Genomic DNA, 11,023 nt, shown 5'->3' with positions numbered 1-11,023 from the left:
GGATCGGCAGGTGCCGGGGCGGGCGCGGGCGTGCCGGCTCCCGCCACCGGGATGCTCTCCGGCGCCACCGGGCGGCTGGAAACGCCGGGGGGCGGCGACCAGGTGAGCTGCGAGGAGTTGCCGGAAACCGAGGCGGCGGGCGGCGCGGCAGCGGCGGCTGCGGCGAGCTGGGCGTCGACCGCCTCCAGCGCATCCTTGAGGTCGGCCTGCGCCATGGAGAGCCGCGCCACCTCGCTGTTGAGCGTGCCGAGCCGGACGGCGAGATAGCCGGCAAGCCCTGCCAGCAGCAGGACCAGCGCCAGCGCGACGATGCCGAGGGTGAGCGCGCTGCGCCCGGCGGCGGGCTCGTGCCGGGCCGCCGGCTCCTGCGTGCGCTGCTCCTGAAGCCGCTGCTGTTCCTGCGCGTAGCGCAGCTTGTCGAGTTCCAGCCGCTTCAGCTCGGCCTTGAGCGTTTCGAGGCCGAGCCAGCGCGCGAAGGCCTCCGGCTCCTGCGGCGGCCGGGTGCGCGGCATGGTCTCGCCGATGTCCGCGCCGGCCGCGCCCTCGGTCTTGTCCGCCATGTCCTTCACCTCACATCAGCCGGCCGTCACGCAACGCGCCTATCTATAAACGCCCATTTGAGCCGTGGAACCCGGATTTGGAACCCGGATTCTGGAAGGCAGAGCAACCATGGCACCCCGGTTTACCGGACCGCCATCGGATCGTGATCATACTCATGTATGAAGGCCACACGCGGATTGACTAGTCAGGCTGCACCTAGGCTGAATTGAGACCCCGGCGCCGCCCGCTAACATTGCACCCATACCGGATGCAGCCGCCGCCGACACGACCCGGTGAGTTGCAGCCCGCGACCGATTTCCGCTTATCACCCGAAAGGACCAGCATCATGGGTTACGTCACCACCAAGGACGGCGTTGAGATCTTCTTCAAGGACTGGGGCCCCAAGGACGCGCAGCCCGTGGTGTTCCACCATGGCTGGCCGCTTTCCTCCGACGACTGGGACGCGCAGATGCTGTTCTTCGTGCAGAACGGTTATCGCGTGGTCGCTCATGACCGGCGCGGCCATGGCCGCTCGTCGCAGGTGAGCGAAGGGCACGACATGGACCACTATGCCGCCGACGCCTTCGCGGTCGCCGAGCATCTCGACCTCAAGAACGCGATCCATATCGGCCACTCCACCGGCGGCGGCGAAGTCGCGCGCTATGTGGCGAAGTTCGGCGAGCCGGCCGGGCGCGTCGCCAAGGCGGTGCTGGTCTCCGCCGTGCCGCCGCTGATGCTGAAGACCGAGTCGAACCCCGAGGGGCTGCCGCTCGACGTGTTCGACGGCCTGCGCAAGGCGCTCGCCGACAACCGCGCCCAGTTCTTCGTCGATCTTCCCGCCGGCCCGTTCTACGGCTTCAACCGCGAGGGCGCCAAGGTCTATCCGGGCGTGGTCGACAATTGGTGGCGCCAGGGCATGATGGGCTCGGCCAAGGCCCATTATGAAGGCATCAAGGCGTTCTCGGAGACCGACCAGACCGAGGACCTGAAGGCGATCTCGGTACCGACGCTGGTGCTGCATGGCGATGACGACCAGATCGTCCCCTACAAGGATGCCGGTCTCAAGTCGGTCAAGCTGCTGAAGAACGGCACGCTGAAGATCTATGAGGGCTATCCCCACGGCATGCTCACCACCCATGCCGACGTGCTGAACGCCGACCTGCTCGCCTTCGCCAAATCCTGAGCGGTATGGCCTGAACGCTACGGCCGGTCCCTCGCGGGGCCGGCCGATGCCCGCGCCGGGAAACATCCGGTCACACCTTCGCGGGGGGGCAGACCGCCTCATCCGCGCCGGGCGGAGTGTGGCGCTCGCAGTCCTTGAGCCGCTCGATCACCCAGCGGCCCGCCGGGCCGGGGGGATCGGAGGCGCGATAGACCGCCGACATCGGTATGCCCGCCCCGCCAGTGGGCATTTCGTCGATCGCGAGCTCGACCAGCCGGCCGGCGGCGATGTCCGCCGCCACGGTGTGATGGGGCATGCCGCCCCAGCCCAGCCCGTTCAGCAGGAACGCGTGCTTGGCGAACAGGTCTGCCAGCCGCCAGGTGGTGGTGGCGAACACGCCGAAATCGCGGCCTTCCGACAAAGCCGAGCGATCGGTGAGCACGAGCTGGATGTGTCGCGCCAGCTCCTCGCGCGGAATTGGCCCCGGCCATGCCGCCAGCGGATGATCGGCAGCCGCGACCATGACGAGACGCACGCTGGTCAGCCGTTCCGCCACCAGCCCGGCCGGATGCAGCGGCAGCGCGCTGGTGACGGCGAAGCTCACCCGGCCGTCGAGCACCGGCTCGATCGCGGCCCCCAGCGCCTCGACGCGCAGCCGCAGCGGCGTGCCGGCGAAATGGCCTCGGAACTCCCGCGCCACCTCGGCGAGCACATCGATCGGGAAGAACACGTCGATCACCGCCGCCAGCTCGGCCTCGATGCCGGTCGCCATGCCCTTGGCGCGCGCCTTCAGCCCATCGACCCCGGCGAGTACCTGACGCGCATCGCCCACCAGAACCGCCCCTTGGGGGGTCAGGCGCGGATAGCGCCCGCTGCGGTCGAACAGCCCGACCCCGAGATGGCCTTCGAGCGTCGCAATGGATTCGCTCACCGCCGACTGGGTGCGCCGCAGCCGGCGCGCGGCGGCCGAAAAGCTGCCCTCGTCCACCGCGGCGAGGAACGCCCTGAGATGGTCCAGCGAAATCCCGTCCAGCATGCAGCGCCCTCCATCGGCCGAACCGATGGATATCATAGAATCATCCCGGCTACTCCGCTTCTTCAGGGCGTGGCACCTAGGTGCCCATGTTTCGCGTCCTCAAGAAAATCGTCGCGCTGGCGGAGCCGCAGCTCGCGCGGGCGACCCGGAGACCCCTGTCATGACCACCATCCTGCACATCGATTCCAGCATTCTCGGCGACGTTTCGATCAGCCGCCTGCTCACCGCCGAGATCGTGGCTCGCGAGAGCGCGTTGCATCCCGGCGCGCGGGTCATCCGCCGCGACCTGGTGGCCGACGCCGCGCTGCATCTGTCCGACGCGCATCTGGCCGCGTTCCAGGGCGGCGAAGTGGCGAGCCCGGCGCTCGGCGAGGACCTCGCCGTCGGTGGGGCCTATATCGACGATTTGTTTGCGGCCGACATCATTGTCATCGGCGCGCCGATGTACAATTTTTCGATCCCCTCGCAGCTCAAGGGCTGGATCGATCGCATCTGCGTCGCCGGCCGCACCTTCCGCTATGGCGCCAACGGCCCGGAAAGCCTGCTGTCTCCCGGCAAGAAGGTGTTCATCGCCGCGACCCGTGGCGGCATCTATACCGGCGACAGCCCGGCAGCGGCGCTTGAGCACCATGAGAGCTATCTGCGCGGCGTGCTCGGCTTCATCGGCCTTGGCGACATCACTGTGATTCGCGCCGAGGGGCTCAATCTCGGCGAGGCGCCGAAGGCCGCCGCCATCGCGCAGGCCAAGGCGCAGATCGAGAGTCTCGCCGCCTGAGCGGTGTCGAGGGAGCGACGGCTCAGGCCGTCCGCTCCACACCCATGTCGAGCAGCGCGAGCGCGCCGGTGATCGCGCCCTCGATCACCGCCGCCTCCGGCCGGACGCGCGCCAGCACCCGCACCCCCAGCAGCACGCCGAGCAGATGGCTGGCGAGCGTATGCGACGGCAGGGTGGCGGAAATCGTGCCGTCGGCCTGCCCGGCGGTCACACAGCGCAGGAAGAAGGCTTCGAGCTGGCCCAGCACCTCTGCCACCGCCTCGCGCAGTTCGTCATCGTGCGGGGCGAGTTCCAGCGCCGCGTTCACCAGCATGCAGCCCTTGCGCTCACCATCGCCCAGCGAACGCGTCACAATCTCCGCGAAGAACGCCGCGACCGCCGCGCGCGGCGCCAGCGCCTCGCAGCGCCGGATGCGCCCCTCGATGCTGTCCTCGACATAATGGCCGAGCGCGCGGCGATAAAACGCCCGCTTGTCGCCGAACGCATTGTAGAGGCTCGCCCCGGTCAGGCCGGTGGTCTCGATCAGGTCGCGCACCGAGGTCGCCTCGAAGCCGCGGCTCCAGAAGCACCGTACCGCCGCGTCGAGCACGGCCTCCTCGTCGAACTCCCTGGGTCTCGCCATCGTCACATCCATCGGCCCGGCCCGCCGGCAGCTTGCCAGAGGTCGCGTCCCGGCGCATTATAGAACGATCGAACTAAAATGCGAAGCGCGTCCGGCGCTCCCTCTCAAGGACGACGTCGCCCATGATCCGGTTCTATTTCCACCCGACCCCCAATCCCGCCAAGATCGCGCTGTTTCTCGAAGAATCCGGCCTGCCCTACGAGCTGATTCCGGTCGACACCAGCAAGGGCGACCAGCACGCGCCGGCGTTCCGCGCCATCAACCCGAACGGCAAGGTGCCGGCCATCGTTGACACCGAGGGGCCGGGCGGGCGCGAGGCGCGGGTGTTCGATTCCACCGCCATCCTGCTCTATCTCGCCGAGAAGACCGGCCGCTTCCTCGGCCAGCCGGAGGACCGGCCGGAACTGCTGTCGTGGCTGATGTTCCTCGGCTCCGGGCTCGGACCATTCTCCGGCCAGGCGGTGCATTTCCAGTTCGCCGCGCCGGAAAGCGAAGCCTACGCGCGGAACCGCTACCGGCGCGAGGCCGAACGGCACTATCAGGTGCTGGACGATCACCTTCAGGGCCGGGATTTCGTCGTCGGCGACAGCTACACCATCGCCGACATGTCGGCCTGGGGCTGGCTCGCCCGCGCCTCGCGGGTGCGCAAGGGCGCGGACGACCCGCTCGCGCCCTATCCTCATCTCAAGCGTCTGTTCCAGAGCGTCGACGCCCGCCCCGCCGCAGTTCGGGCCCACGCGGTCGGCAAGGACCATCCGTTCAAGCAGGTGCGCGACGAGGAAACCCTGCGCGCGCTGTTCCCCTCGAACTACCCGCCCGCCGCCTGACGCGCGCGGCCAAGGAGATGCCCAGCATGACCCAGTCCCCGCCTTACACGCCCCCCAAGGTCTGGACGTGGAACAAGGCCAATGGCGGCGCTTTCGCCAACATCAACCGGCCGATCGCCGGGCCGACTCACGAGAAGGAGCTGCCGGTCGGGCGCCACCCGCTCCAGCTCTATTCGCTCGGCACGCCGAACGGGCAAAAGGTGACCATCCTGCTGGAGGAACTGCTCGCCGCCGGCCATGCCGGTGCCGAATATGACGCCTGGCTGATCAAGATCGGCGAGGGCGATCAGTTCGGCAGCGGCTTTGTCGAGGTCAATCCGAACTCCAAGATCCCGGCGCTCATGGACCGTTCCGGCCCCGAACCGGTTCGCGTGTTCGAATCCGGCGCGATCCTGCTTTATCTCGCCGAGAAATTCGGCGCGTTCCTGCCGGCGCAGGGCGCGGCCCGCGCGGAATGCCTGTCCTGGCTGTTCTGGCAGATGGGCAGCGCGCCGTATCTGGGCGGCGGCTTCGGCCATTTCTATACCTACGCGCCCGAGAAGATCGAATACGCCATCGACCGTTTCGCCATGGAGGTGAAGCGCCAGCTCGACGTGCTCGACCGCCGGCTCGCCGAGGTGCCCTATCTGGCCGGCGCCGACTACACCATCGCCGATATCGCGGTGTTTCCCTGGTATGGCGGGCTGGTGCTCGGCTGGCAGTATGGCGCCGGCGAGTTCCTCTCGGTTCAGGACTACACCCATGTGCGGCGCTGGGCCGAGGCGATCCTCGCCCGCCCCGCCGTCAAGCGCGGGCGCATCGTCAACCGCATGAGCGGCGAGCCTTCCGAGCAACTGCGCGAGCGCCACGAGGCGGGCGATTTCGACACGAAGACGCAGGACAAGATCGGGGACGCCGCATCATGAACATCGCCAGCAAGCGCGTTCTCATCACCGGCGGCTCCAGCGGGATCGGCCTCGCGCTGGCGGAAGCCTTCCTCGCCAGGGGCGCGCGCGTCGCCATCAGCGGCCGCCGGCCTGAGCGGGTGACGCAGGCGCTCGACGAATTGACGGCCAAGGGCTTTGCCGCCCACGGCATCGTGGCGGATGTCGCCACCAGCGAGGGCCGGGCGGCGACGCTGGATCAGGCGCTCGCCGCGTTGGGCGGGCTCGACATCCTCGTCAACAATGCCGGCGGCGTGCGTGCCGGACGGTTGGAGCACACGCCGGAGAGCGAAATTCTGGCGATGATCGAGGTCGATCTCGTCGCCCCGATCCTGCTCACCCGCGCGGCGCTGCCGGCGCTGCGGGCGAGCGGCGACGCCGTGGTGGTCAATGTCGCCTCCGGCATCGCGCTGATCGGCGCGCCGTTCTATGCCACCTATGCCGGCGTCAAATCCGGGCTCGCCCGCTTCGGCGAGGCGCTGCGCCGCGAGCTGAAGGGCGAGGGCATTCATGTCATGACCGCCTACCCGGCCGGCACCGACACGCCGATGATGGCCTCGAATCGCGCCGGCCCCGAGCTCGGCTTCTCGCGCGAGCCGGCCTCGGCGGTGGCCGACGCGATTCTGGAGGGGATCGAGTCGGAAGCCTTCGAGGTGATCCGCGGTGGCGACGCCCGCGCGCAGATGATCGCGCTCAATCGCTCGGACCCGGCGGCGATCGACGCCCGCCTGCTGGCGCTCAAACCCGCGCTGGAAGAGGCCGTGAAGGACCATTCAGCGCTATGAGCCGCGCATCGCCGATAAACGTCCGACGCCGAGACTGATCCATAGCAGCCGTTAGGAATGTCTGTTCAGGAACCCGCCGAGGCGCGCTCCTTGTATTCGACGGGTCGTCAACGCGGGTTGTCGACCTCAAGTCCACCGAAGCGCGCCTTTGGTTTCGGTCCAAACATCCGCCCAAGGAAGCCGGCGGCGACGACAACGGGCGAGAAACTCGGGTCTTTGCCGCCAGCATCGGCCGCCGGGCGATGGCGAAGGTCAACCGCCTGATCCTGCGATCTTCTGGTCAAGAGAGAGCGACCTGCTCGGGCTGCAAGTTGCCCGTGAGGCGGTTGCTGTCGGCGCCGACATCCCTGAACTATTCTTACCATACCATCGTATAGACTTTCGAACACTATGTAGAATGTCTTCGCCTTCCCCCTTCTGAAAAGCTTTTCCCATGGTGCGCAGCCGGACTGGCACGCCGACTGGAGGAGGAGGGAGGCAACATGATCGCGTATGGATGGGTTGCAATCGGCGGCGCGTTTGGGTCGGCCCTGCGCTTTGGCCTGGATCGTTGGCTGACGCACGCTCTGGGGCACGCTCTGCCTTGGGGAACTATTGTCATCAATTGTACCGGCTCGTTCGTGATCGGCCTCGCTACGGCGCTCTTTGCCAGTGGCACTGGCGCGTCCTCGCCGGAATTCCGCCAGTTCATTCTGGTGGGCCTGTGCGGCGGGTTCACCACTTTTTCGTCCTTCAGCCTGCAGACCGTCACCTTGCTCAATGCAGATGAGCCGGGCCGGGCGGCGCTGAACGTCATCCTGTCGCTCACCCTGTGCCTGATCGCGGTCGCGCTCGGCACGGTGCTGCCGGGGGCCTTCACCACGGTTTCCCGTAGCGTGGGAGCCTGAGGGTCCTCTCTCCGATCCCAATGACGCACCGTCAGGAGCCGCAAATGAAGATCGATCTTTCGGGCAAATCTGCCCTTGTCACCGGCTCCACCGGAGGCATCGGCTTCGCCATCGCCAGAGGCCTGCAGGAGGCGGGCGCGCAGGTGGCGGAGGGCAAGTCTCTGGAAGAGGCTGGAGCGGAGTTCGTGCTGGCGCACCGCGCCCACGTCGCTGATCCGGCGGCTGTCAAGCGTGGAGGAGGTCGCGAGCATGGCGGTCGATCTCGCCTCGCCGCTGGCGTCCGCCACCACCGGCGCGGCCCTGCGCGTAGATGGCGGCGTCGTGGACTTCATCTGCTAAACCCTTGAGGCTGAACGCCATGAGCCCTCGCATTCTGATTGTCGGTGGATCGATGGGCGGCCTGTTCGCCGCTCCGCCGCTATCGGACAGTTGTTGGGGCTTGTCGTTGCGTTGGCGTTTTTGCAGGCTACGTCCGTCAGCGCCCTGGGGTGTTGGCATTCGGTTTGTGTTGGCATCCCCGATGCCAACACAAATGCCAACGAATGCGTTGGATGCCCACGGATAGCGTCGGACTATCCCAAACGAAAAAGCCGCCGAAACCCTTTGGTTTCAGCGGCTTTTCGGTGGCCTTAGGACCGTCTAGGACGGTGAAATGGTGCCCAGGAGAGGACTCGAACCTCCACGGTGTTACCCACTGGTACCTGAAACCAGCGCGTCTACCAATTCCGCCACCTGGGCACATGCCTGTCCGGCACGGCGGCGAGACATATTGACCGGCATCCCCCTTGTCAACGTGGGTTTCGCGTTGTCCCGGCCTTAAGCGTGCGAATTTATCGCGTCGCCCGGTGCCCGCCCCCTGCTGGACGCCGTGGCGGCGGCGCGCTAATCGTCCATCATCGCTTGTTGCCGGGCCGGGAGAGAGCAATGGTCGACGCCACCGTTTCAGACGACATGCCGCTTGAGAGCGAAGCCGAGCTCCTGAAGCGCCCGGCGCCGATGGAGCGCCTCGTCACGGTCTATGGCGGCTCCGGCTTCCTTGGCCGCCATGTAGTGCGCGCGCTGGCCCGTCGCGGCTGGCGGGTGCGCGTCGCGGTGCGCCGGCCGGACCTTGCCGGCCATCTCCAGCCGCTGGGCACGGTCGGCCAGATCAACCCGGTACAGGCCAATCTGCGCTATCCGGCCTCGGTGCTGCGGGCGGCGGAAGGCGCGCAGGTGGTGATCAATCTCGTCGGCGTGCTGCATGAGAGCGGACGCCAGAGCTTCGAGGCGGTGCACCAGTTCGGCGCCCGGCAGGTGGCCGGCGCGGCGCGCGAGGTGGGCGCGCGGCTGATCCACGTCTCGGCGATCGGCGCCGACGCCGATTCCACCTCGCTCTATGCCCGCACCAAGGCGGCCGGCGAGCGGGCGGCTTTCGAGGCGAAGCCCGATGCGGTGATCTTCCGTCCCTCGGTCGTGTTCGGCCCGGAAGACAGCTTCTTCAACCGTTTCGCCGCCATGGCGCGGCTGTCCCCGGTGCTGCCGCTGATCGCCGGCGGCAAGACGCTGATGCAGCCGGTCTTCGTCGGCGACGTCGCCGCCGCCATCGCCCGCGCGGTGGACGAGCAGGCGACGCCCGGCACGGTGTATGAACTCGGCGGACCGGAAGTTCGCAGCTTCCGGGAATTGCTGGAGCTGATGCTGGAGGAAGTCGGGCGCAAGCGGCTGCTGATCCCGGTTCCCGGCGCGGTCGCCTCGCTGAAGGCGCGCCTGCTGGAGCTGCTGCCCAACCCGCTGCTGACCCGCGACCAGGTGAAGCTGCTGGCGAATGACAATGTGGTCTCGCCCGCCGCGATCGCGGAAGGCCGCACCCTCGCCGGCCTCGGCATACAGCCGACCGCGATCGGCGCGGTGCTGCCCGACTATATGTGGCGCTATCGCAAGGCCGGCCAGTTCTCCAAGCCCGAAGAGGCGTGAGATCCAAGCACGGCCGACGCATCTTCCTCATGAAAACGGCCGCGCTCCCCGCGCGGCCGTTTTTCGTTGAACCTCAGCCCAGCAGCGCCAGCGCGATCAGCCCTGCGCCGCCGACGGCGATGCGCCACCAGCCGAACAGCGCATAGCCATGGCGCGAGACGAAGGCGAGCAGCCCGCGCACCACCAGCAGCGCCGACACGAAGGCGGCGATGAAGCCGACCACGATCACCAGCGTGTCGTCGGTGCTCAGCCGGTCATGGTTCTTGTAGAGGTCGTAGGCGAAGGCGCCCGCCATGGTCGGCAAGGCGAGGAAGAACGAGAACTCCGCCGCCGCCGGCTTGGAGGCCCCCAGCAGCAGCCCGCCCACGATGGTGGAGCCCGAGCGCGAGACGCCGGGGATCATGGCGAGGCACTGGATGAAGCCGATCTTCACCGTCAGCGAGGGCGGAAACGCCATGGCGTCGGTGTGGACCGGCTTGATGCGCAGCGTGTCGACCCAGAGCAGCACGATGCCGCCGAGAATCAGCATCACGCAGATCAGCGCCGGGGATTCGAACAGCACGCTCTTGATGAAGCCATGGGCAAACGCGCCGATCACCGCCGCCGGCAGGAAGGCGACGACGATGCTGAGCACGAAGCGGCGCGAACGCGCACTGGAGGGCAGCGTGACCAGTACCTGCCAGAAGCGCTGGAAATAGACCGTGACGATGGCGAGGATGGCGCCGAGCTGAATCAGCACCTCGAACACTTTGCCCTCGCTCTCGAAGCCGAGGAAATAGCCGGCGAGCAGAATATGGCCGGTGGAGGACACCGGAAGGAATTCCGTGAAACCCTCAAGAAGACCGAGAAAAAAGGCTTCGATCAGCGTACCGAAAGACATGAATGAAATCCGTTTAGAGGGAATCGGTGAAGGGAAAAAAGCGCCCGATTCACGCGCGCAGGCATCCTGTCGGCTTCGCCGTCCACAATCAACGTGACGCTATGTCAGGTAAAAGCGCCGGATCGCGATCCCACCACGAAGCCATCATGAAACCGCCGCAGCCCGCGCATCCATTTCGCCTTGGTCGGCGTTGTGCAAATCTCGCAACGTGGGGAGAGAATCGATGAAGTCACTTCTGGCGGGCGTGGCGCTGGCCGCCGCGCTCGGCTCGGCAGCCGCGGCGCAGGACGCCGGCTACGCCAACGCCAACGTCAATCTGCGCGCCGGGCCCAGCACCGCCTATCCGGTCGTCACCGTGCTCGAAGCCGGCACGTCGCTGGATATTTTCGGGTGCCTCGACGAGTACACCTGGTGCGATGTCGAGTGGCGCGGCTATCGCGGATGGGTGTCCTCGCGCTATCTCGATTACGATTATCGCGGCCGCCGCGTGGCGATGCCTGATTATGCGCCGCAGATCGGCGTGCCGATCATCGGCTTCAGCTTCGGCAATTACTGGAACAATTATTACCGCGGCCGTTCCTGGTACTCGACCTATGACCGCTGGGGCCCGCCCCCGCCGCGCCGCTATCCGCC

General features: G+C 67.3%; 11 protein-coding genes, 1 tRNA gene and 2 pseudogenes. 9 read left to right on the top strand and 5 right to left on the bottom strand.

Features of this window, described 5'->3' with window-relative positions:
* Positions 1–560, bottom strand: a pseudogene (locus VRZ77_RS21390) (hypothetical protein); the annotation flags it as partial.
* 326 nt (positions 561–886) lie between these two features.
* Between VRZ77_RS21390 and VRZ77_RS21385 the strand changes: the two are divergent.
* Complete coding sequence (locus VRZ77_RS21385; RefSeq protein WP_414594590.1) at positions 887–1,723, top strand: alpha/beta fold hydrolase; 837 nt, start codon at positions 887–889, stop codon at positions 1,721–1,723.
* A gap of 70 nt (positions 1,724–1,793) precedes the next feature.
* Here VRZ77_RS21385 and VRZ77_RS21380 read toward each other — a convergent pair whose 3' ends face one another.
* Positions 1,794–2,738, bottom strand: coding sequence for a LysR family transcriptional regulator (locus tag VRZ77_RS21380; protein WP_414594589.1), 945 nt, complete (start codon positions 2,736–2,738; stop codon positions 1,794–1,796).
* 160 nt (positions 2,739–2,898) lie between these two features.
* On the opposite strand from VRZ77_RS21380, the gene VRZ77_RS21375 reads away from it, so the two are divergent.
* Positions 2,899–3,513 (top strand): FMN-dependent NADH-azoreductase, encoded by a 615-nt coding sequence (locus VRZ77_RS21375; protein WP_414594588.1) that lies wholly within the window; start codon positions 2,899–2,901, stop codon positions 3,511–3,513.
* Positions 3,514–3,535: 22 nt separating this feature from the next.
* Here the strand turns inward: VRZ77_RS21375 and VRZ77_RS21370 are convergent, their stop codons facing one another.
* Positions 3,536–4,135 carry a TetR/AcrR family transcriptional regulator gene (locus tag VRZ77_RS21370; RefSeq protein WP_414594587.1) on the bottom strand — a complete coding sequence of 200 codons (600 nt, stop codon included), beginning with the start codon at positions 4,133–4,135 and terminating at the stop codon, positions 3,536–3,538.
* 122 nt (positions 4,136–4,257) lie between these two features.
* Between VRZ77_RS21370 and VRZ77_RS21365 the strand changes: the two genes are divergently transcribed.
* From VRZ77_RS21365 to VRZ77_RS21345, 5 genes and pseudogenes are all read left to right on the top strand, one after another.
* Positions 4,258–4,962 (top strand): glutathione S-transferase family protein, encoded by a 705-nt coding sequence (locus tag VRZ77_RS21365; RefSeq protein ID WP_414594586.1) that lies wholly within the window; start codon positions 4,258–4,260, stop codon positions 4,960–4,962.
* A 26-nt stretch (positions 4,963–4,988) separates the two neighbouring features.
* The gene (gene yghU, locus VRZ77_RS21360) at positions 4,989–5,867 is read left to right on the top strand and encodes a glutathione-dependent disulfide-bond oxidoreductase (protein ID WP_414594585.1); all 879 of its coding nucleotides are present in this window, start codon (positions 4,989–4,991) and stop codon (positions 5,865–5,867) included.
* Positions 5,864–6,670 (top strand): SDR family NAD(P)-dependent oxidoreductase, encoded by an 807-nt coding sequence (locus VRZ77_RS21355; RefSeq protein ID WP_414594584.1) that lies wholly within the window; start codon positions 5,864–5,866, stop codon positions 6,668–6,670. The genes yghU and VRZ77_RS21355 overlap by 4 nt, the downstream gene beginning before the upstream one ends.
* 482 nt (positions 6,671–7,152) lie before the next feature.
* A complete protein-coding gene (gene crcB / locus VRZ77_RS21350; RefSeq protein ID WP_414594583.1) occupies positions 7,153–7,557 on the top strand; it encodes a fluoride efflux transporter CrcB in 405 nt (134 codons plus the stop codon).
* Between the two features lie 173 nt (positions 7,558–7,730).
* Positions 7,731–7,896: pseudogene (locus tag VRZ77_RS21345) on the top strand (SDR family oxidoreductase); the annotation flags it as partial.
* 314 nt (positions 7,897–8,210) lie between these two features.
* On the opposite strand, the gene VRZ77_RS21340 reads toward VRZ77_RS21345, so the two are convergent.
* A tRNA-Leu gene (locus tag VRZ77_RS21340) sits at positions 8,211–8,295 on the bottom strand.
* A 186-nt stretch (positions 8,296–8,481) separates the two neighbouring features.
* On the opposite strand from VRZ77_RS21340, the gene VRZ77_RS21335 reads away from it, so the two are divergent.
* Positions 8,482–9,510 (top strand): complex I NDUFA9 subunit family protein, encoded by a 1,029-nt coding sequence (locus VRZ77_RS21335; RefSeq protein ID WP_414594582.1) that lies wholly within the window; start codon positions 8,482–8,484, stop codon positions 9,508–9,510.
* 73 nt (positions 9,511–9,583) lie between these two features.
* On the opposite strand, the gene VRZ77_RS21330 is transcribed toward VRZ77_RS21335, so the two are convergent.
* Positions 9,584–10,390 (bottom strand): undecaprenyl-diphosphate phosphatase, encoded by an 807-nt coding sequence (locus VRZ77_RS21330; RefSeq protein ID WP_414594581.1) that lies wholly within the window; start codon positions 10,388–10,390, stop codon positions 9,584–9,586.
* A 223-nt stretch (positions 10,391–10,613) separates the two neighbouring features.
* On the opposite strand from VRZ77_RS21330, the gene VRZ77_RS21325 reads away from it, so the two are divergent.
* Positions 10,614–11,023 (top strand): SH3 domain-containing protein (locus VRZ77_RS21325; RefSeq protein WP_414594580.1); only part of this gene is annotated, 410 nt, incomplete at its 3' end.

The organism is Ancylobacter sp. G4_0304 (genome assembly GCF_047501495.1).
In the GTDB taxonomy this organism is placed as follows: domain Bacteria; phylum Pseudomonadota; class Alphaproteobacteria; order Rhizobiales; family Xanthobacteraceae; genus Ancylobacter.
The sequence above is the reverse complement of the archived record's forward strand: the minus strand, read 5'-3'. Positions and strand labels throughout refer to the sequence as shown.

What these genes read in the sequence shown, in the direction of transcription:
- VRZ77_RS21380 (WP_414594589.1), bottom strand. Translation starts at nt 2,738, where the DNA reads ATGCTGGACGGGATTTCGCTGGACCATCTCAGGGCGTTCCTCGCCGCG.
- VRZ77_RS21365 (WP_414594586.1), top strand. Translation starts at nt 4,258, where the DNA reads ATGATCCGGTTCTATTTCCACCCGACCCCCAATCCCGCCAAGATCGCG.
- yghU (WP_414594585.1), top strand. Translation starts at nt 4,989, where the DNA reads ATGACCCAGTCCCCGCCTTACACGCCCCCCAAGGTCTGGACGTGGAAC.
- VRZ77_RS21330 (WP_414594581.1), bottom strand. Translation starts at nt 10,390, where the DNA reads ATGTCTTTCGGTACGCTGATCGAAGCCTTTTTTCTCGGTCTTCTTGAG.
- VRZ77_RS21355 (WP_414594584.1), top strand. Translation starts at nt 5,864, where the DNA reads ATGAACATCGCCAGCAAGCGCGTTCTCATCACCGGCGGCTCCAGCGGG.
- VRZ77_RS21370 (WP_414594587.1), bottom strand. Translation starts at nt 4,135, where the DNA reads ATGGCGAGACCCAGGGAGTTCGACGAGGAGGCCGTGCTCGACGCGGCG.
- VRZ77_RS21375 (WP_414594588.1), top strand. Translation starts at nt 2,899, where the DNA reads ATGACCACCATCCTGCACATCGATTCCAGCATTCTCGGCGACGTTTCG.
- crcB (WP_414594583.1), top strand. Translation starts at nt 7,153, where the DNA reads ATGATCGCGTATGGATGGGTTGCAATCGGCGGCGCGTTTGGGTCGGCC.
- VRZ77_RS21335 (WP_414594582.1), top strand. Translation starts at nt 8,482, where the DNA reads ATGGTCGACGCCACCGTTTCAGACGACATGCCGCTTGAGAGCGAAGCC.
- VRZ77_RS21385 (WP_414594590.1), top strand. Translation starts at nt 887, where the DNA reads ATGGGTTACGTCACCACCAAGGACGGCGTTGAGATCTTCTTCAAGGAC.